The organism is Pseudooceanicola profundus, assembly GCF_054919315.1.
On the sequence record NZ_CM142898.1, the window covers coordinates 4289069 to 4308835 of the forward strand.

At 68.2% G+C, this 19767-nt stretch carries 20 protein-coding genes; 11 read left to right on the forward strand and 9 right to left on the reverse strand.

Annotated features, from left to right (window positions below; translation table 11 throughout):
* The first annotated feature begins 15 nt into the window (after window positions 1–15).
* Window positions 16–1242, forward strand: coding sequence for a peptidylprolyl isomerase (locus ACX9MO_RS19590; protein ID WP_462213071.1), 1227 nt, complete (start codon window positions 16–18; stop codon window positions 1240–1242).
* A 9-nt stretch (window positions 1243–1251) separates the two neighbouring features.
* The gene (gene rsmA, locus ACX9MO_RS19595; RefSeq protein ID WP_462213072.1) at window positions 1252–2094 is read left to right on the forward strand and encodes a 16S rRNA (adenine(1518)-N(6)/adenine(1519)-N(6))-dimethyltransferase RsmA; all 843 of its coding nucleotides are present in this window, start codon (window positions 1252–1254) and stop codon (window positions 2092–2094) included.
* Between the two features lie 93 nt (window positions 2095–2187).
* Here rsmA and ACX9MO_RS19600 read toward each other — a convergent pair whose 3' ends face one another.
* A complete protein-coding gene (locus ACX9MO_RS19600) occupies window positions 2188–2772 on the reverse strand; it encodes an HNH endonuclease (RefSeq protein ID WP_222490238.1) in 585 nt (194 codons plus the stop codon).
* 345 nt (window positions 2773–3117) lie between these two features.
* On the opposite strand from ACX9MO_RS19600, the gene ACX9MO_RS19605 reads away from it, so the two are divergent.
* A complete protein-coding gene (locus ACX9MO_RS19605) occupies window positions 3118–3570 on the forward strand; it encodes a VOC family protein (protein WP_462213073.1) in 453 nt (150 codons plus the stop codon).
* A gap of 87 nt (window positions 3571–3657) precedes the next feature.
* On the opposite strand, the gene ACX9MO_RS19610 is transcribed toward ACX9MO_RS19605, so the two are convergent.
* The 5 genes from ACX9MO_RS19610 to prfA form a co-directional block, all read right to left on the reverse strand.
* Entirely contained in the window at window positions 3658–4323 is a 666-nt protein-coding gene (locus tag ACX9MO_RS19610; protein WP_222490240.1) for an alpha/beta hydrolase, read from the reverse strand.
* Between the two features lies 1 nt (window position 4324).
* Window positions 4325–4966 carry a DNA-3-methyladenine glycosylase family protein gene (locus ACX9MO_RS19615; RefSeq protein WP_462213074.1) on the reverse strand — a complete coding sequence of 214 codons (642 nt, stop codon included), beginning with the start codon at window positions 4964–4966 and terminating at the stop codon, window positions 4325–4327.
* A 107-nt stretch (window positions 4967–5073) separates the two neighbouring features.
* Window positions 5074–5781 (reverse strand): DUF4167 domain-containing protein, encoded by a 708-nt coding sequence (locus ACX9MO_RS19620; RefSeq protein ID WP_222490242.1) that lies wholly within the window; start codon window positions 5779–5781, stop codon window positions 5074–5076.
* A 384-nt stretch (window positions 5782–6165) separates the two neighbouring features.
* Window positions 6166–7008 carry a peptide chain release factor N(5)-glutamine methyltransferase gene (prmC, locus tag ACX9MO_RS19625; RefSeq protein WP_462213075.1) on the reverse strand — a complete coding sequence of 281 codons (843 nt, stop codon included), beginning with the start codon at window positions 7006–7008 and terminating at the stop codon, window positions 6166–6168.
* Window positions 7005–8054: a peptide chain release factor 1 gene (prfA, locus tag ACX9MO_RS19630; protein ID WP_462213076.1), complete on the reverse strand. Its 1050-nt coding sequence runs from the start codon at window positions 8052–8054 to the stop codon at window positions 7005–7007. Before prfA ends, prmC begins: the two co-directional genes overlap by 4 nt.
* Window positions 8055–8550: 496 nt before the next feature.
* Here prfA and ACX9MO_RS19635 point away from each other — a divergent pair, with 496 nt between their 5' ends.
* Entirely contained in the window at window positions 8551–8925 is a 375-nt protein-coding gene (locus ACX9MO_RS19635) for a hypothetical protein (protein WP_462213077.1), read from the forward strand.
* Here ACX9MO_RS19635 and ACX9MO_RS19640 read toward each other — a convergent pair.
* Complete coding sequence (locus tag ACX9MO_RS19640) at window positions 8873–9355, reverse strand: hypothetical protein (protein ID WP_462213078.1); 483 nt, start codon at window positions 9353–9355, stop codon at window positions 8873–8875. The genes ACX9MO_RS19635 and ACX9MO_RS19640 overlap by 53 nt on opposite strands.
* A 154-nt stretch (window positions 9356–9509) precedes the next feature.
* Between ACX9MO_RS19640 and trkA the strand changes: the two genes are divergently transcribed.
* The 4 genes from trkA to hflX all read left to right on the forward strand — a co-directional run bounded on the left by trkA (window position 9510) and on the right by hflX (window position 14050).
* Window positions 9510–10886 carry a Trk system potassium transporter TrkA gene (gene trkA / locus ACX9MO_RS19645; protein WP_222490245.1) on the forward strand — a complete coding sequence of 459 codons (1377 nt, stop codon included), beginning with the start codon at window positions 9510–9512 and terminating at the stop codon, window positions 10884–10886.
* A gap of 4 nt (window positions 10887–10890) precedes the next feature.
* Window positions 10891–12411 carry a TrkH family potassium uptake protein gene (locus ACX9MO_RS19650; RefSeq protein ID WP_462213079.1) on the forward strand — a complete coding sequence of 507 codons (1521 nt, stop codon included), beginning with the start codon at window positions 10891–10893 and terminating at the stop codon, window positions 12409–12411.
* Between the two features lie 128 nt (window positions 12412–12539).
* Window positions 12540–12779 carry an RNA chaperone Hfq gene (hfq, locus tag ACX9MO_RS19655; RefSeq protein WP_100162369.1) on the forward strand — a complete coding sequence of 80 codons (240 nt, stop codon included), beginning with the start codon at window positions 12540–12542 and terminating at the stop codon, window positions 12777–12779.
* Complete coding sequence (gene hflX, locus ACX9MO_RS19660) at window positions 12779–14050, forward strand: GTPase HflX (RefSeq protein ID WP_222490581.1); 1272 nt, start codon at window positions 12779–12781, stop codon at window positions 14048–14050. Before hfq ends, hflX begins: the two co-directional genes overlap by 1 nt.
* Window positions 14051–14391: 341 nt before the next feature.
* Here hflX and mazG read toward each other — a convergent pair whose 3' ends face one another.
* Window positions 14392–15198: a nucleoside triphosphate pyrophosphohydrolase gene (gene mazG / locus ACX9MO_RS19665; RefSeq protein WP_222490247.1), complete on the reverse strand. Its 807-nt coding sequence runs from the start codon at window positions 15196–15198 to the stop codon at window positions 14392–14394.
* Between the two features lie 66 nt (window positions 15199–15264).
* On the opposite strand from mazG, the gene ACX9MO_RS19670 reads away from it, so the two are divergent.
* From ACX9MO_RS19670 to ACX9MO_RS19680, 3 genes are all read left to right on the forward strand, one after another.
* Window positions 15265–16425, forward strand: coding sequence for a M20 aminoacylase family protein (locus ACX9MO_RS19670; RefSeq protein ID WP_462213080.1), 1161 nt, complete (start codon window positions 15265–15267; stop codon window positions 16423–16425).
* A 75-nt stretch (window positions 16426–16500) separates the two neighbouring features.
* On the forward strand, window positions 16501–17466 hold the full coding sequence (gene speB / locus ACX9MO_RS19675) for an agmatinase (RefSeq protein WP_462213081.1): 966 nt from the start codon (window positions 16501–16503) through the stop codon (window positions 17464–17466).
* A 204-nt stretch (window positions 17467–17670) separates the two neighbouring features.
* On the forward strand, window positions 17671–18675 hold the full coding sequence (locus tag ACX9MO_RS19680; protein ID WP_222490582.1) for a Fe(3+) ABC transporter substrate-binding protein: 1005 nt from the start codon (window positions 17671–17673) through the stop codon (window positions 18673–18675).
* Window positions 18676–18837: 162 nt separating this feature from the next.
* On the opposite strand, the gene ACX9MO_RS19685 is transcribed toward ACX9MO_RS19680, so the two are convergent.
* Complete coding sequence (locus ACX9MO_RS19685) at window positions 18838–19740, reverse strand: hypothetical protein (protein WP_462213082.1); 903 nt, start codon at window positions 19738–19740, stop codon at window positions 18838–18840.
* Window positions 19741–19767 lie beyond the last annotated feature (27 nt).

Consider the following 19767-nt stretch of genomic DNA (forward strand, 5'->3'; position numbering starts at 1 on the left):
ATGATGAGACAGAGCATGACCCGCCTTCCCCGCATCGCCGTTCTCGTTTCCGCCAGTTTCCTGGCAATGGCCCCGCTGCAGACGCAGGCGCAGGGGCTGTTTTCGCCGGTGATCACGGTGAACGAGAAGGCCATCACGGGGTACGAGGTACAACAGCGCATGGCCCTGATGCAGGCGCTCGGCGCGCCGGGCAACCTTCAGGCGGACGCCCGCGAGGCGCTGATCGAGGACCGGCTGAAGCTGGAGGCCGCGCAGCGCTTCGGCTTCACAATCACCGAGGAACAGACCCAGGCCGCGATGGAGGAATTCGCGGGCCGCGCCAACCTGACCCTCGACCAGTTCTACAAGGTCCTTTCCGACGCCGGTGTCGAGCGTGAGACCTACCGCGACTTCATCATCTCCGGCGCCACGTGGCGCGAGTTGGTGCGCGCGCGCTTCGCCTCGCGCGTGGACGTGCAGGACGCCGAGGTGAGCCGGGCGCAGGCCGGGCTCAAGGGCGGCACCATGGCCGGCGCACAGATCCTGATGTCCGAGATCATCCTGCCGCTGCCGCCGGGGCGCGAGGCCGAGGCACAGGACCTCGCCCGCGAGATCTCGCAGATCACCAGCTACGAGGACTTCGCCGCCGCCGCACGCCGCTTCTCGGCCTCGCCGACGCGCGATCAGGGCGGGCGCATCAACTGGATGCCGCTGTCGAACCTGCCGCCGCAGCTGCGCACGACCTTCATGGAGATGGAGCCCGGCGACGTGAGCGAACCGGTGCCGCTGCCCAATGCGATCGCGATCTTCCAGCTGCGCGGTCTGCAGGAAGGCGCCGTGACGCCGGTAGACTATTCCGAGATCGACTACATGACCTACTACATCGACGGCGGTCAGAGCGTCGAAGCCATGACCCGCGCGGCCGAGATCAAGGCCGACATCGACCGCTGCGATGACCTCTATGCCGTGAACAAGGGCCAGCCGGCCGAACTGCTGGAACGCCACAAGGACGCCCCCGGCGCGATCCCCTCGGACATCGCGCTGGAACTGGCCAAGATGGACAACGGCGAGGTCTCGACCGCGCTGACGCGCAACGGCGGTCAGACCATGGTCTTCCTGATGCTCTGCGGCCGGACGGCGACCCAGTTCGCCGACGTGACGCAGGACCAGATCCGGCTGAACCTGCAGAACGAACGCCTCGGCGCCTATGCCGACGGCTACCTCGCGCAGCTGCGTGCCGAGGCGCGCATCATCGAGAAGTGAGCGCCCGCGATGCCCGCGATTGACGATCTCCCGCCCCTGCGGGAGGTCATTGCCACCCATGGTCTTTCGGCCCGCAAGTCGCTGGGTCAGAACTTCCTGCTCGACCTGAACCTGACCGCGCGGATCGCCCGCGTGGCCGGTGACCTGACGGGCTGCGACGTGCTGGAGATCGGCCCCGGCCCCGGTGGCCTGACCCGTGGCCTGCTCTCCGAGGGCGCGCGCCGGGTGCTGGCGATCGAGAAGGACCGCCGCTGCCAGCCCGCCCTCGCCGAGATCGCGGAGCGCTATCCCGGCCGGCTGGAGGTGATCGAGGGCGACGCGCTGGAGATCGATCCGCTGGCGCATCTGACGCCCCCGATCCGCATCGCCGCGAACCTGCCCTACAACGTCGGCACCGAACTGCTGGTCCGCTGGCTGACGCCGCCGGAATGGCCGCCGTTCTGGGAAAGCCTGACGCTGATGTTCCAGCGCGAGGTGGCCGAGCGGATCGTGGCCACCCCCGGCTCCAAGGCCTATGGCCGGCTGGCGCTGTTGGCTTCGTGGCGGGCCGAGACGCGGATCGCGCTGAACCTGCCGCCCGAGGCCTTCACCCCGCCGCCCAAGGTCTCCTCCGCCGTGGTCCATCTGACCGCCCTGCCCGAGCCGCGCTATCCGGCCGATCCCAAGGTGCTGGAACGCACCGTGGCGATGGCCTTCAACCAGCGGCGCAAGATGCTGCGCGCGGCGCTCAAGGGGCTGGCACCCGATATCGAGGACCGGCTGATCGCCTCGGGCATCAAGCCCACCGACCGGGCCGAGACCATCGGGCTGGAACAGTTCTGCGCCCTCGCCCGGAACGTGGCCGCCAAGTAAGCCCCCTCAGAGGCCGGGGCCACGCCCACTTGGACGCTCCACACCCGCAACGGCCCTTTCAGGGCCGCACGTGCGCCGATCTGATCGCGCCTGTCAGGCCTCCAGTTCGGCGTCCCAGTAGAGGAAGTCGATCCAGCTTTCGTGCAGGTGATGGGGCGGGAATTTCCGGCCCACGTTGCGCAGGTCCTCGGCGCTTGGCGCGCGGGGGGCCGAGCGCAGGTGCATCCCCGCCCGGCGCAGGCTCTTGGAGCCCTTGCGCAGGTTGCAGGGCGAACAGGCCGCCACGACGTTTTCCCAAGAGGTGATCCCACCCGCAGCGCGCGGCACCACGTGGTCGAAGGTCAGGTCGCCCTTGGCCCCGCAGTACTGGCAGGAGAATTCGTCCCGCAGGAAAAGATTAAAGCGCGTGAAGGCCACGCGCTTTCTGGGTTTCACATAGTCTTTGAGAACGACGACCGAGGGGATCCGTATCTCGGTACTGGGGCTTCGGACCCAGTGGTCGTATTCGGCCACGATGTCCACCCGGTTCAGCCAGGCCGCCTTGATCGCCTCCTGCCACGGCCAGAGCGACAGCGGGTAGTAGGACAAGGGCCGGTAGTCCGCGTTCAACACCAGCGCCGGGTGCTGCTTCAGCGCTGCCGGCTCCCTGACAAATTCCGTTCTGAAATCACCGTCCATGGTCGACTCTCTTCCCGCCCGTGCGACCCGCAGAGGGGTCGTTCCGTCAAAGGGGCGGGACGCGCCGCCCCAGTTGATTCGACTATATATCGGGGAGGCATTCTGACAAGACCCACGATATACAGATGCAGGCAAAGAGCTACCGCAGCCGGGTGACAGGCTCATGACAGTGGCACATGCGTTATCCACAGGACGATCCACAGGGCATTCCACAACTCACCCCACAGGCGCCACGGCCCCCGGACCGCGCGGCGAAGGCGGCCCGCCGTGACCCGCGCCCACACCGCACTATCTGACCGGACAGGTGTATGAGGCGGCCCCCGGTACGGGGCGCGGGAGGAGATCATGGGAGAGGATGTGACCCTGGATGCGGGGCTGCCGGCGGCACCGCCGCTCGCGGCCCTGCTGGAGGCGGCGCTTTACGTCGACGACCTCGACGCGGCGGAGGCGTTCTACGGCAACTTGCTGGGGCTGGAGCGGATCGTGCGTGTGGCCGACCGGCACGTGTTCTACCGACTGGGGGCGATGACGCTGCTGCTCTTCAACCCCGACCGGACGGAAGAGAGCCCGGGCTCGGCCACCCTGCCCGTGCCACCCCATGGCGCACGGGGTCCGGGGCACCTCTGCTTTGCCGTGACCGCGCCGGAGATCGACGCCTGGCACGACCGGCTGCACGCATCGGGCGTGGCGATCGAGGCGGATTTCGCCTGGCCCAACGGGGCGCGGTCGATCTACTTCCGCGATCCAGCCGGGAACTCGCTCGAGATGGCGGAGCCGCGGTTGTGGGCCGACAGCTGACGATGTGCGCCGGGCTGCGTGGGAATTTGAGTATTTTTGGAAAGATGAAGCCGGAGGGGCCGTATGGGGCCGCTCCGGTCTCGCCGGTCAGAAGCCGAGCTTGTCGCGCATGAAGGCGAGCGCGACGGAGAGGCCGTCGGGCGCGATGCCATGGGCGGTGCCCTTCATGACGTGGGCATAGACCTCCTTGAAGCCCGCGCCCTGCAGTGCCTCGGCGGCGGCGGGCAGCGACTGCGGCGGCACCACGTCATCCTGATCGCCATGCACCAGCAGGACCGGCGGCCGCGAGACGACCTCGTCGGCCAGCAGTTCCGGCTCCAGCAGGCGGCCCGAGAAGGCGACGATGCCCGCCACCGGGTCCTCGCGCCGGGGTGCGACCTGCAGCGACATCATCGTGCCCTGCGAGAAACCGAAGAGGACGACCTGTTCGGGCAGCAGGTCCTCGTCCACCATGAAGGCGTCTAGAAAGGCGTTCAGATCCTCCGAGGCGCGCGCCAGCCCCTGGGCGGCTTCCTCCTCGGAGGAGCCGTCGAGCCAGGGGATCGGGAACCACTGGAAGCCGAAGGGCGCGCCGGGCACGCTTTCGGGGGCATCGGGGGCCACGAAGAGCGTGTCGGGCAGATGTTCGCCCAGCACGTCCGCCAGCCCCAGCAGGTCGGCCCCGTTGGCCCCGTATCCGTGCAGGAAGACCACCGCGGAGCGCGTGTCACCCGATTGGGGCTCTTTCCGGCCCGCCTGCAAAACCCGTGTCATATCAAAGGGTCCCTTCCCTGTTCTTCACCACCCGGTAGTAGGCCCAGAGAATCCGGGCCGCCACCGCGCGCCATGGGGTCCAGGCCTGCGCTATCTCGCGCAGCGCCGCCTCCGCCGGGCGCGCGTCCAAGCCGTAAAGGACACGGGCCGCTTCCTGCAAGGCCAGATCGCCCGCTGCCAGCACATCGGCCCGGCCAAGGGCGAACATGGCATAGATCTCGGCGGTCCAGAGGCCGATGCCCTTCTGGGCCACGAGGGTGGCGATGACCTCCGTGTCGGGCGCCTGCCGGAGGGCCACGTAATCGAGATCGGCCCCGGCAAGGGCGAGCGCGTAGCGGATCTTGGGACGCGAGAAGCCCTGCGCGCGCAGCCCCTCTTCGCCCGCGGCCAGCACCTGCGCGGGATCGGTCAGCCCCGCGGCCTCGACCCGGGCCCAGATGGCGGCGGCGGAGGCGGTGGAGACCTGCTGTCCGACGATGGCCTGAAGCAGGGCGGGAAATCCGTCCGCCCGGCGGCGCAGCGGCAGCGGGCCGGTCTGGGCGCAGGCCGCGGCGAGACGCGGATCGCGGGCACAGAGCCAGGCGGCCCCTTCGGCCACGTCGGCATCTGTCTCGATCAGGCGGGCGGTCTGGGAGAGGCGCATGGGCGGCTCGCGGCTCGGATGCAGGAGGGCAGAGACGAAACGGGCCCGGACAGACTGGCTGCCGGGCCCGTTGAGTTCCGTGCGGCTGCCTCACTCGGCGGCCTGCCTTACTCGGCGGCCTGCGTGTCGCTGTTGCCGAGCGGCAGTTCGCCATTGGCGGGCGCGTCGGCATCAGCCTTCTTCTTGCGGGTATAGGTCCGCTTCTTGGGCTTCGGCGCCTCTTCGCCGGAGGCCTCCCCTTCGGCTGCCTGCGCGGGCTTGGCCTTGGCACGCGGCGACCGGCTGCGCGGCGGCTTGGGCGTGCTGGCGCGGTCTTCGGGCGTCTCGACGAGGCCACTTTCCTCTTCCGCGCCGTTCTCGATCACGTCGCCGGAGGTGTCCGCCCCGGCGGGCTGAGTGGAGGCCTGCGCGGCGGGCTGCGGCGCGGGCTGGCTTGCGGGTTCGGAGGGTTGCTCACTCGCGTTGGCGGCGTCGCCCGACTCGCGTTCCTGGCGCTGTGCGCGCTCACGGTCGCGGTCCGACTGCCGCTGGCGGTTCTCGTTTTCCTGCTGCTCGCGGCGCTGGTCCTGCTCACGCTGCGCCTCGCCCAGCATGCGGAGGTAGTGCTCGGCATGCTGCTGGAAGTTCTCGGCCGCCACGCGATCGTTGGCCAGCTGTGCATCGCGGGCAAGCTGGTTGTATTTCTCGATGATCTGCTGCGGCGTGCCGCGCACCTTGCCCTCGGGACCCGAGGAATCGAAGACGCGGTTAACGATATTGCCGACAGAGCGATTGCGGTTCGACTTCGACCGCGAACGGGATTTAGACGATCTCATGTATCCGGTTGTCCAGCCTTAAGTGTCTGGCTGCCGTTTGCCCCCCGCGTGCGCCTCATTGCGCGTGTCTTCGGGAGTTTCGGCATTTTATGGGCTTGTCGGTCCGGCGGGCTGCTGTGTCAGCGCCCTGGCCGTGACCTGTAATAGGAATAAGCACGGTCCCCCCGTCCTGACAAGGGCAAATAGGGTAAAAACGGACGGATTTAGCTAAATTCCGCATGAGTTCCTGTGGAAATCAGCGGATTTCCCCTGCCACGGGGGCCTCAGCCCCGTGAATTGCAGCCGCTGCGCTGCGGCAATCTGCCTCGCCAACCGGATGCGCGGAAAATGGACGGATGGCCGGGGATCGGGCCAAAGTTTAAGGCCCGGTTAACACCTGCGCGTTCAGGCCGGGGCCCGGCCCGTCACCACGCGGTCGCGGCCATCCATGTCGGGCAGCACAGCCACCTCCGCCAGACCCGCCGCGCGGAAAAGCGCCGCCACATCAGCACCCTGCCGCCAGCCGATCTCCACCAGCAGCCGCCCGCCGGGGGTCAGGTGCTCCCGGGCACGGGCCGCGATGATCCGGTAGGGCGCCAGCCCGTCCCCGCCCGGGGTCAGCGCACCTGTCGGGTCGAAATTGGCCACTTCCGGCGCAAGCTCGGCCATTTCGGCCTCGGTGATATAGGGCGGGTTCGAGGCGATCAGGTCAAAGCGCCCCGCGACGCCCTGCCACCAGTCGGCCTCGACGCAGGTCAGCCGGTCGGCCACGGCGAGGGCCGCCGCGTTGTCCCCTGCCACGGCGAGCGCGGCGGGAGAGACATCGGTGGCCATCCCGGTGGCGCCCGGCCATTCCGCCAGCAGGGTCGCGGCAATGATGCCGGACCCGGTGCCGAGGTCGAGCAGGCGCTGCGCCGCGCCGCCCTCCAGCGCCGCGGCGATCAGGCTCTCCGTTTCCGGGCGCGGGTCGAGCACATCGGGCGTGACGCGAAAGCTCCGCCCCCAGAAGAGCCGCTGGCCCAGGATCCGCGAAACGGGTTCATGGGCGATGCGCCGGTCAAGGTACGCGTTGAACGTCCCGGTCACCGTGTCGGCGGCCGGTTGCCCCAGTTCCAGCGACAGCCGGTCGGGCCGCAGACCCGCCGCCCCCGCCAGAAGCAGCCGTGCATCGCGCGGCGCCCCTGCGATACCGGCCTCGGTCAGCCGCAGCGTACCCCGGCGCAGCAGCGCGTCGAGCCGCTCGCTCACCCTTCCATCTCCGCCAGCAGGGCCGCCTGATCCTCGGCGATCAGCGCGTCGATGATCTCGTCCAGGTCGCCCTGCATCACCTGGTCCAGCTTGTAGAGCGTCAGGTTGATGCGGTGATCGGTCATCCGGCCCTGCGGAAAGTTGTAGGTCCGGATGCGTTCCGAACGGTCACCCGAGCCGACCTGGCTCTTGCGGGCGGCGGCGCGGTCGGCGTCGGCCTTCTGGCGCTGCATGTCGTAGAGCCGGGTGCGCAGCACCTGCATGGCGATGGCGCGGTTCTGGTGCTGGGACTTCTCGGACGAGGTCACCACGATGCCGGTGGGAACATGGGTGATCCGCACGGCGGAGTCGGTGGTGTTCACGTGCTGGCCGCCCGCGCCGGAGGCCCGCATCGTGTCGATCCGCAGGTCGTTCTGGTCGATGACAAGGTCGACCTCCTCCGCCTCGGGCAGGACGGCGACAGTGGCGGCGGAGGTGTGGATGCGACCGCCGGATTCGGTGGCCGGCACGCGCTGCACCCGGTGGACACCGGATTCGAACTTCAGCCGGGCAAAGACCCCCTCGCCCTGCACGTTGGCGATGACCTCCTTGATGCCACCCAGTTCGGTCTGGCTCTCCTCGACGATCTGGAAGCGCCAGCCGCGCCGCTCGGCGTAGCGTTGGTACATGCGCAGCAGGTCGCCCGCGAAGAGCGCCGCCTCGTCGCCGCCGGTTCCGGGGCGGATCTCGATCATCGCGGGGCGGGCGTCGGCGGCGTCCTTGGGCAGCAGCGCCAGTTGCAGGGCCTTCTCCACCTCCGGCAGACGGGCACGCAGCCGGGGCAGTTCCTCCTCGGCGAGGGCCTTCATCTCGGGGTCGGAGAGCATCTCCTGCGCCTCGTCCAGCTCGGCACGCAGGGCGCTGTATTCGGCGATCTGGGCCACCACGGGGCGCAGCTCCGCATATTCGCGGCCAAGGGCTGCGATGTCGCCTCCGCCCTCGGCGAGGCGCGCCTCGAGATACTCGGAACGCTGGGTGATCTGGCGGAGCTTGTCGTCGGAAACCATGGGACTGCTTCCCCTATCGGTTGGTTTTGGTCAAGGGCCCGCGGCGTGGTAGGATACGCGCGGCAGAGGAGGAGGACCGATGCCCGAGAGTTCCCGTATATGTACAGCCGCGCCGCCGGTGTCGCGCCGCGCCACGGGCCCGCTTTGGCGGGTTGCACTGACCGTGGTCACCTGCGCCGCGGCGCTATGGCGGACTGTGGCCGCTGGTGAGTTCTTGCGGTCCCTGACCGCCGGGGCGCTGTTCCGGATGGCCATCGCCGGTACGCGACGCTGGTTGCTGGGTATCAGGACACTGTCCCCGTCGTCTGTCCCGCCCGGCCGTGAGGCCGGGCCGCGCCCGACCCTCCCCACAGGGAGGGCGCTGTCCGCCCCCCCAAGGGTCGGGCGCGTCCCTTGGGGCTGGCTGGTGGGGCTGTCATTGCGGACGGTCAGCGCGAAGCGTTTTCTTGCCGAGGCGGGACGCGGCGAGGCGCGTCGCAGAGGTGCACCAAGGCCCGTGGCCCCCCTCCTCAGCCTCGCCTTTCTCGGCCTTGCCCTCGCCAGCCTCGCGCCGCTCCCGGCGCAGGCCGACATCAAGCGCGGCACCAAGGTGATCGAGTGCTATTGCACCGGCACCCGGGGCGAGCGGCACGAGTTGGGCGACATCATCTGCCTGCATGTCGACAGCCGCGATTTCACCGCGCAATGCCAGATGTCGCTGAACGTGCCGATGTGGCGCGAGCTGAACGAGGGGTGCGCCAATGCGCGCCTGACACCACGGCCTGCGACACCCGACCTTGCGCCCGGCTTCACCCCCGTTCCCCGCCGGGGCCGAGCCCTCAGCCCGGGGTGGTCTGGACGATCTGGTACTGGTCCCCGCCGCGGCGGATGACGCAGGTGCCCGACGCGCGGGCCGGCAACACCCGGGTGATCCCCGGCTGCACCTGGGAGGCGACCTGCTCGGAGCAGACTGGCAGGCTGACCCGCTCGTAGCCGCGCTCGGCCATGCACTGGCGCTCCACCGTGGCGCGCAGCCCGGCATTCGCATCATAGGTGTAGACCCGCGGCGGCAGACGGCGATAGCCGCCCGGGCGGCAGGACCCGTCGGGGCTGCAGACCGGCGGCAGCGCGATCACGTCGCCATAGTCGATGTCCCGCTCGATCCGCACCGGCGCCTGCTGATAGGCCGTCGTCTCGCAGGCGAGTTCATCAGCCTTGGCGCGGCTCACCTCGGCCCCGTCACGGTAATAGAGCGAATAGCTGCCGCAGGCTCCCAGGGCCAAGAGCAGGGCCAGTCCCGCAACACTCCGGATCGGTTTCATGGCAGGTTTCTCCCGTTATCTTTCCTCACCTTAGCCCCGCCCCCCGGCCCGAGACAATTGAATTGACCGGCCCGGAGCCATCTGTCATGCAAGGAGGTCATGGGACGGGTGCCTTGCGCGCCCGCACACGCCCCGAGGATCCAAGGCGAGCTTCATGAAGGTCATCATCTGCGGCGCGGGCCAGGTCGGCTGGCAGATCGCCCGCCACCTTTCCGGCGAACGAAACGACGTAACGGTGGTGGACAACAACCCCGAACTCGTGCGGCGCGCGACGGAAACGCTCGACGTGCAGGGCATCGCGGGCTTTGCCTCCTACCCCGACGTGCTGGACCGGGCCGGGGCGCGGGATGCGGACATGATCATCGCCGCGACCTATTCCGACGAGGTCAACATGGTCACCTGCCAGGTGGCCCACTCGATCTTCTCGATCCCGCGCAAGATCGCCCGCCTGCGCTCGAAATCCTACCTCGACGCGATCTATTCCGACCTCTACCGCCGCGATCACATGCCCATCGACGTGGTGATCAGCCCCGAACGCGAGGTGGCCGAGGCCGCGCTGCAGCGCCTGTCCGCCCCCGCCGCCTTCGACATCGAGACCTTCATGGACGGCCAGGCGCAGCTCCTCGGCATCTCGATCGAGGCCGACTGCCCGGTGGTAAACACGCCGCTGCGCCAGCTGACCGATCTCTTCTCGACCCTGCGCGCCGTGGTCGTGGGGATCCGCCGCGAAGGCCGCCTCTTCGCACCCGAACCCGGCGACCAGCTCTTCCCGGACGACGATTGCTATGTCTTCGTGGTGAACGAGGACGTGCACCGCACGCTGGAAATCTTCGGCAAGACCACCAAGACGCAGGAACGCCTCGTGATCGTGGGCGGCGGCAACGTCGGGCTCGCCGTGGCGCGCACGCTGGAGGAGAAGGCGCAGCGCATCCGCTCCAAGGTGATCGAGAAGAACCGCAAGATCGCCGAGAAGGCCGCCGATGCGCTCGAGCGGACCATCGTGCTGAACGGCGACGGGCTCGACTCGGCGCTGCTGGCCGAGGCCGGGATCAACCGCGCCGATGCGATCCTCTGCGTCACCGACGACGACAAGACCAACATGCTGGCCGCGGTGCGGGCCAAGGCGCAGGGCTGCCCGATGGCCATCGCCCTCGTGAACGACCCGACGCTGGTGCCCTTGATGGGCCCGCTCGGGATCGATGCCTACATCAACCCGCGCGCCACCACCGTCAGCTCGATCCTGCGCCACGTGCGCCACGGGCGGGTGCGCGGCGTCTATTCCATCGGCGACGCCGAGGCCGAGGTGATCGAGGCCGAGGTGCTCTCCACCAGCCCCATCGCGGGCCAGATCATCCGCGAGATCGACTTCCCCGAAGGCGTGCTCGTCGGCGGCATCCTGAAGAACGGCGTGGTGAAGAAGCCCGCCGGCAACACCCGCGTGGACGAGGGCGACGTGATCGTGATCTTCTCGCTCACCTCGGACGTGCCGGAGGTCGAGCGCCTGCTGCAGGTCTCGATCGACTACTTCTAGACCGATGCGCGCGCAGCTGGAAAAACAGCCGATCCTGATCCTGCTGACCGGGATCACCTGCCTGTCGATGCTGGCGCCCGCGCTCTGTGCGCTGATCCAGCAGGACCACCTCGTCGCGCGGTCCTTCCTCTACACCTCTCTGCTGGGGCTTTTTGCCTGCGTGATGATCGGCATCGCGCGGTCCACCACGCCGCGGCCGCGGCGCAAGGCCGACCTGCAGGCGCTGCTGGGGCTGTTCCTCGCCTTCCTGCTGCTGCCCCTGGTGCTGGCCGTGCCGGTCCACGAGGGGCTGCGCACCACCTCCTTCATGAACGCCTACTTCGAGATGGTCTCGAGCTTCACCACCACCGGGGCGACGCTGTTCCGCGATCCCGGCCGGCTGCCCGATGCGCTGCACCTGTGGCGGGCGCAGGTGGGCTGGATGGGCGGGCTGCTGATCTGGCTGGCGGCAGCGGCGATCATGGCGCCGCTTTCGCTCGGCGGGTTCGAGGTGACCTCCGCCGCCCCGCTCGACGAGATCCAGACCAGGCTCGACCGGTTCGACCGCCCGCCGCCCGCGCGGCGCCTGATCCGGCTCGCGCTGCAACTCGGCCCGGTCTACATCGGGCTGACCGCCCTGCTCTGCCTGCTGCTGCTGATCAGCGGCGAGCGCCCCCTGCTGGCCGTCACCCACGCCATGTCGACCCTCGCCACCAGCGGAATTTCGCCGGTGGGCGGGCTGGAGAACGGCACCTCCGGCTTCTGGGGCGAGGTGCTGATCTTCCTTTTCATGATCTTCGCGCTCTCGCGCTCCACCTTTGCCAACGACACCGCCGTGCAGCGACAGGCGATTCACCGCGACCCGGAACTGCGCCTCGCCGCGGTGATCATCCTCGGCGTGCCGCTGCTGCTGTTCCTGCGGCACTGGATCGGCGCCTTCGACGTTCAGGCGGCCGAGGAACTGGGCAATGCGCTCAACGCGCTCTGGGGCAGTATCTTCACGGTGATCTCCTTCCTCAGCACCACCGGCTTCGAAAGCGCCAGCTGGGACACCGCGCAGAACTGGTCCGGGCTGAACACGCCCGGCGAGATCCTGATGGGCCTTGCGATCATGGGCGGCGGCGTGGCCACCACCGCCGGCGGGGTCAAGCTGATGCGGGTCTTCGCGCTCTATCTCAACGGCCTGCGCGAGATGGAGCGGCTGGTGCACCCCTCCTCGATCAGCGGCATGGGCACGCTCAACCGCCGCATGGGCCGTGACGGCGCGTTCCACGCCTGGCTCTTCTTCATGCTCTTCGCGGTCACCATCGCCGTCGGCACGGCCGTCCTCGCCCTGCTCGGCTCTTCCTTCGAGGCGGCCATGGTGCTGGCAATCGCCGCCCTGACCAACACCGGCCCCCTGATCACGCTGGCCGCGGACATTCCCGTGCCGCTGATCGAACTGGGCGATCCCGCCAAGCTGGTGCTCTGCCTGATCATGATCATGGGGCGGCTCGAATTGCTGGCAATTATCGCACTTGCGAACGCCGACCTCTGGCGTGACTGACGCAAAGAAGTTACATGCGTGCTACGGTCCTGATTTGGGCTGGAAACTCCCAATCCGGCACAGCATAATCAGCCGGAAGGAACACGGGGCGAGCCGATCGCGGCCGAAGAAAGAAAAAAGGTATAGAAATGGCTTCCGACCGCCAGAATTTGCAAGACGCATTCCTCAACCATGTGCGTAAAACGAAGGTCCCAGTTACGATCTTCCTCATCAACGGTGTGAAGCTGCAGGGCGTGATCACCTGGTTCGACAACTTCTGCGTGCTTCTGCGCCGCGACGGTCAGTCGCAGCTGGTCTACAAGCACGCGATCTCGACCATCATGCCGGCCCAGCCGATCAGCCTCTACGAAGGCGAAGACAACTCTTGATCCCACACGACAAGGCGCCGACCCGCGCCTGGGTTCTGCATCCCGACATCGCGCGCTCCGAGCTGCGCCACGCCCCCGAATATGCCCTGGCAGAAGCGGTCTCTCTGGCCCATGCCCTGCCCGGGCTCGAGGTCGTGGGCCAGAACATCGTGCGGTTGGCAAAACCCGTTCCCGCGACGCTCTTCGGTTCCGGCAAGGTGGCCGAGCTGAAGGAGCTGCTGAAGGCCAACGAGATCGAACTGGTTCTCGTCGACGGCCCGGTCACCCCGGTGCAGCAGCGCAACCTCGAAAAGCAATGGGGCGTGAAGCTCCTCGACCGGACCGGGCTGATCCTCGAGATCTTCTCGGACCGTGCGCGCACCCGTGAAGGCGTGCTGCAGGTCGAACTGGCGGCGCTGGCCTATCAGCGGACCCGGCTGGTGCGGGCCTGGACCCACCTTGAGCGGCAGCGTGGCGGGCTCGGCTTCGTCGGCGGCCCCGGGGAAACCCAGATCGAGGCCGACCGCCGTGCCATCGACGAACAGATGGTGCGCCTGCGCCGCCAGCTCGAGAAGGTGGTGAAGACGCGCGAACTGCACCGCTCGGCCCGGGCCAAGGTCCCCTTCCCGATCGTCGCCCTCGTGGGCTACACCAACGCGGGCAAGTCCACGCTCTTCAACCGGCTCACCGGGGCCGACGTTCTGGCCAAGGACATGCTCTTCGCCACGCTCGACCCGACCATGCGGCGGCTGAAGCTGCCCGAGGGCACCGAGGTCATCCTGTCCGACACCGTGGGCTTCATCTCCGACCTCCCGACCCAGCTCGTCGCGGCCTTCCGCGCCACGCTGGAGGAAGTGCTGGAGGCGGACGTCATCCTGCACGTGCGCGACATCGCCCACCCCGAGACCCGGGAACAGGCAGCGGACGTGGACGACATCCTCGCCTCCCTTGGCGTGCGCGAGGAAGTGCCGCAGATCGAGGTCTGGAACAAGATCGACCTGGTCCCCGCCGAGGACCGCCCCGCCCTCGAAGGCCGGGCGGAGCGCGAGGAAAACGTCATGGCGATCTCCGCGATCACCGGCGAAGGGCTCGACGCGCTGCTGGCGGAGGTCTCGGGCGCGGTGGCCACGGAACGCCGCGAAGAGCGGCTCACGCTCGCCTTTTCCGACGGCAAGCGCCGCGCCTGGCTCTTCGAACAGGGCGTGATCCAGTCCGAGCGCCAGACCGAGGAAGGCTACGAGATCGACGTGATCTGGACCCCCACCCAGGCCCGCCGCTACGAGAGCCTCTGAGCCTCATCCAGTGTTCACAAATATCCTCGGGGGGATTGGCCCCTCCGGGGCCAAGGGGGGCAGACAGCCCCCCGTCCGCCCTCTCCAAAGGCAGCCGCTCGACGTCAGTCCCCAAGAATTTTGAGAAAAATTCTTGAGAAAAGTCTTGTTCCAAGACTTTTCATCGCCCCCAGCGAACCGGTCCGCGTGCCTCCCGGAAAATTCGAATTTTCCGGTCCGGAATTTTTGAAAATTCCGTTAGGCGCTTTCCGCGAAAGCGCCCGGGGGCTCTGCCCCCTTGCCCCGCAGCGCGGGGCAATTCCCCCGGAGTATTTCAGGAAAGATGAAGCTGAGGGGGCGCGCTATTCCGCGGCCTTCGCGGCGTCCCAGAGGCGATCCATCTCCTCCAGCGAACTGTCCTGCGGGCTGCGCCCCTCGGCGGCAAGGGCGGCTTCGATGGCGCGGAAGCGGCGGGTGAACTTGGCGTTGGTGCGCCGCAGCGCGGCTTCCGGATCCACGTCGAGGTGGCGGGCAAGGTTCGCCATGACGAAGAGCAGGTCGCCGAACTCATCCTCGATCTCGTCCGGGCCCATGGTGTCGCGCGCTTCCACCAGTTCGCGGCTTTCCTCCGCGATCTTGTCGAGCACATCCGACACATCGGTCCAGTCGAAGCCCACCCGCGCGGCGCGCTTCTGCAACTTCACCGCGCGCATCAGCGCCGGCAGGCCCATGGCCACGCCGTCGAGCACCCCGGTCTCGGCCTTGGCGGCGCGTTCCCGCGCCTTGATCGCCTCCCAGTCCTTCGTCTGCTGCGCGGCGGATTTGTCCCGGCTCTCCTCCCCGAAGATATGCGGATGACGGTCGACCATCTTCGTGCCCACGCCATTGGCCACGCTGTGGAAGGAGAAGAGCCCGGCCTCCTCGGCCATCTGGCCGTGGAACACCACCTGCAACAGAAGGTCGCCCAATTCGCTCTCCAGCTCGCCCATCTCGCCGCGCTCGATGGCGTCGGCAACCTCGTAGGCCTCCTCGATCGTGTAGGGCGCGATGGAAGCGAAGTCCTGTTCGATATCCCAGGGGCAGCCGGTCTGGGGATCGCGCAGGCGGCGCATGATCTCCAGCAGGCGCGGAAGGCCGCCATCGGGGTTCTGGATCAGATCGTCGGCCATTGCGGCGGCTCCTGCTTTGTGGTCTCTCGCGGGCAACCTGAACCGCCCTGAAACCGGAGTCCACCCATGCCCGTCATCAACCGTATCGCTGGCTTTGCCGATGAGATGAAGGCATGGCGGCAGCATCTCCATGCCCACCCCGAGCTGACCTTCGAACTGCATGAGACCGCGGCCTTCGTGCAGGAGCGGCTGGCGGAATTCGGCGTGGACGAGGTGCATCCCGGCATCGCCAAGACCGGCATCGTCGCCATCATCGAGGGCCGCGAGCCGGGGCCGACCATCGGGCTGCGCGCCGACATGGACGCCCTGCCGATCACCGAGACCTCGGGCGTGGACTACCCCTCGCAGAACGCGGGCGTGATGCATGCCTGTGGCCACGACGGGCACACCGCCATGCTGCTCGGCGCGGCCAAGTACCTGGCCGAGACGCGCAATTTCGCGGGCCGCGTGGCGCTGATCTTCCAGCCCGCGGAAGAGGACGGCGGCGGCGCGGGCGTCATGGTCGAGGAAGGCATCATGGACCGGTTCGAGATCGCGCAGGTCTATGGGTTGCACAATACGCCCGGCATGCCGGTGGGGCATTTCCTGACCTCGCCGGGCGCGATGCTGGCGGCGGTCGACACCTTCCACGTCCACGTGAAGGGCGAAGGCGGCCATGCCGCGAACCCGCAGGAAACCCGCGATCCGATCCCGGCCGCCGTGGCCACGATCCAGGCGATCCAGACGATTTCCAGCCGGAACCACTACGCGCTCGATGACCTCGTGATCTCGGTCACGCAGATCCACGCGGGCTCGGCCGAGAATATCGTGCCGGAAACCGCCTATATCAACGGCACCGTGCGCACCTACGACCCGGCCGTGCAGGACATGGTGGAAAAGCGCATGAAGGAGATCGTGGCGGGCACCGCCGCCGCCTTCAACGTTGAGGCGGAGCTGATCTATGAACGCTGGTACCCGGCGACGATCAACCACGCCGACAAGGCCGCCTTCGCGGTCGAGGCGGCCCGGGCGGTGACGGGCGAGGCGCAGATCGAGGACTTCCGCGAAATGGGGGCCGAGGATTTCTCCTTCCTGTTGCAGGCCCGCCCGGGTGCCTTCATCTTCATGGGACAGGGCGACACCGCCGGGCTGCATCAGCCGGATTACGACTTCAACGACGAGGTGGCCCCGATCGGGGCGAGCTACTTCGTGAAGCTGGTCGAGATGGCGCAGCCGCTCGGCCGGTGAGGCCGGCGGACGACCGACAGCGGGGCCGCCTGCCCCGGACATGACCGGACATGACACGCGAGCCAGGGGGAACGGATGGCACTCGAAGACGCGAAGACACAGGTCGATCAGGCCTTCACCCGGGCAGAGCTGCGCGGGCTCAGCTACGAGAACGCCTTCGGCGGCGCGCCCTCCTTCCTGCGGCGCAGGTACACCAAGGACCTGACCGGCGTGGACCTCGCCGTCACCGGCGTGCCCTTCGACCAGGCGGTGACCAACCGCACCGGCACCCGCCTCGGCCCCCGGGCAATCCGCGAGGCCTCGACCCTGCAACCCTACGATCCGCCCTACGGCTGGGGCTTCGACCCGCTGGGAGGCTTCGCCATCGCGGATTACGGGGATCTCGCCTTCGACTACGCCAAGGTGGCGGAATTTCCCGATGCGCTGACCGCGCATATCAAGGGCATCCTCGATCAGGGCGCGGCCTCGGTGGCGCTCGGCGGGGATCACTACATCTCCTTCCCGATCCTCAAGGCCTATGCGGAGAAGTTCGGCCCGCTGTCGCTGGTGCATTTCGATGCCCATTCCGACACATGGCAGGATGACGACCTGACCCGGATCGACCACGGCACGATGTTCTACAAGGCGATCAAGCTGGGTCTGATCGACCCGGCGACCTCGGTCCAGATCGGCATCCGCACGGTGAACGACAACGCCTGGGGCATGAACATCATCGACGCGCCCGAGGTTCACGAGATCGGCAACAGGGCCGTGGCGGACAAGGTGAAGCAGATCGTCGGCGACCGGCCCTGCTATCTCAGCTTCGATATCGACTGCCTCGACCCCGCCTTCGCGCCCGGCACCGGCACGCCGGTCTGGGGCGGGCTCTCCTCCGCGCAGGCGGCGGCGATCCTGCGGGGCCTGGCAGGCATCAACCTGCAGGGCGGCGACATCGTCGAGGTCTCCCCGCCCTTCGATACCACCGGGGCCACGGCCATCGCGGGCGCCCATGTGGCGATGGAGATCATCTGCCTCTGGGCCTGGACCCGGCGCAAGATCTGAACGGCACTGTCCGCTTCTTCATCTTTCCCGAAATACTCATCTCACGGGCGGAGCCGCAGGCTTCGCCCGTTCTGCGCCGCCCTACCCCGTGCGATCACGGCGACGTGACCGAAAACCTGTCCGTTTTAGTCAAGCTCAGTTGACCCGACAATTTCGCTCAAGTATCAGGCGGGAAATCATCCCAGGGAGGATCCCATGAAACAGATGCTGCGTACCACCATTCTTGCCGCAGGCGCGTCCCTGCTGGCCGCCCCCGTGCTGGCGGACGAGGTGAACCTCTATTCCTATCGTCAGCCCGAGCTGCTGAAGCCGCTGACCGATGCCTTCACCGAAGAGACCGGCATCACGGTGAACGTGGCCTTCCTCGACAAGGGCATGGTCGAGCGTCTGCTGGCCGAGGGCGACCGTTCCCCCGCCGACCTGGTGCTGACCGTGGACATCTCGCGTCTGGCCTCCGTGGTCGAGGCCGGCGTGACCCAGCCGGTGCACTCCGAGGTTCTGGCCAGCCATGTCCCGGCCGAGTTCCACGATCCCGAGGGCCAGTGGTGGGGTCTGACCACCCGCGCGCGCATCGTCTATGCCTCCAAGGAGCGCGTGGCCGAGGGCGAAGTGACCACCTACGAGGACCTCGCCGATCCCAAGTGGGAAGGCCGCATCTGCACCCGTTCGGGCATGCACCCCTACAACGTCGCGCTGACCGCCGCCTACCTGCACCACCATGGTGAAGAGGCCACGCTGGAGTGGCTCAAGGGCCTGAAGGCGAACCTCGCGCGCAAGCCGCAGGGCAACGACCGCGCGCAGGTCAAGGCGATCTGGGCCGGCGAATGCGACATCTCGCTGGGCAACACCTACTACATGGGCGAGATGCTGGAAGACCCCGAGCAGGTCGAATGGGCGAACTCGGTCAACATCGTCTTCCCGGTCTTCGAAGGCGGCGGCACCCATGTGAACATCTCGGGCATCGCCATGACCAAGGCGGCCCCGAACAAGGAGAACGCGCTGAAGCTGATGGAATTCCTCGTCTCCCCCGAGGCGCAGGAAATCTACGCCGAGGCCAACCACGAGTACCCGATCGCACCGGGCTCCGAGCCGTCCGATCTGGTGAAGGGCTGGGGCAGCTTCGACGCGGACGAGGTCAACCTGATGGAACTCGCCAAGCTGCGTCCCGACGCGCTGCGCCTGATGGAGACGGTGGATTTCGACGGCTGAGCCTGTCGGACGACCGGCCCGACGGGTCGGAGAGACATGGACACATTGAAATGGAAGCGGCGGTCCCGAGGGGCCGCCGTTTTCGTGTGGGGGATCAGGGGGCGGCGTGTCGTCCGGACCGGGGCGGTGATATCAGGGGTGCGTATGGCGGGCTACGGCGCGCTACCGCAAGACGGTCACCCCGGCCATCCGTGCCAGCCGCTCCATGTCCGCCTCGTAGCGCCCGCGCAGCACGGCCGCCTCCTCCGCCGGGAAGGCGGCGAAGCCACGCGGCGCACGATCCTCGGCATGTTCCGCGATCACCGCCTTCCACGCCGCCCGCTCCAGCGTCCCGCCCGAGGCATAGACCGCCTGCAACGCCTCCAGCGCCGCATCGGTGGCCGAGAGGTTCACCACCTCCTCCGGCTCCTCCAGCCCGGCGGGCCCGCCCTCCAGCAGGTGCGCCAGCAGAGCGGCACTCGTCCCGCGCGCGGCGTAGTCCACGACGGTCACCCGCGCGGGCGTCAGCCGCTCCACGAGGGTCTCCACCATGTCCACCCAGCCCCGGTCCATGGCCATCAGCCGCGGGCGGATCGCGGCGAAGGGCTCCACCGGGCGATCTTCCGCCCGCTTGCGGTAGGCCGAGACATAGAGCGTGTCATAGGGCCGGATCACGTAGACCAGATGCGCCACCGGCCCCGGCAGCGCCGCCTTAAGCGCCCGGAGCCGCGCCGCCGCCGCCGGGTAGAACCGGCCCTGGTAGAAATGCAGCATCCGCCCGGGGATGTTCTCCTCCGACAGGATCAGCGGACGCCCCTCGCCGCCCTGCAGCCCCGCCAGATGCGCCCGTGCCGCCTCGCCCAGACGGCGGATCTTCTTGGGCCCGTGGCGGGGCGCAGGCAGCCGCAACTGCAGATCGCCGCCCGGAATGCCGTCGCGCCCGGGATAGGCGAGGTCATAGCCCGCCGCCCGCAACCGCCCGGCATTCACCGAGAGGCACATCTGGAACGAGGAGGTGCCGGTACGATGGGCGCCCGCGTGCAGGTAGACCGGCGCCGCATGGGCAAGGGGAGAGCTGTCGGACATGGCCGCAGACTGCGGCGATCGGCGGGG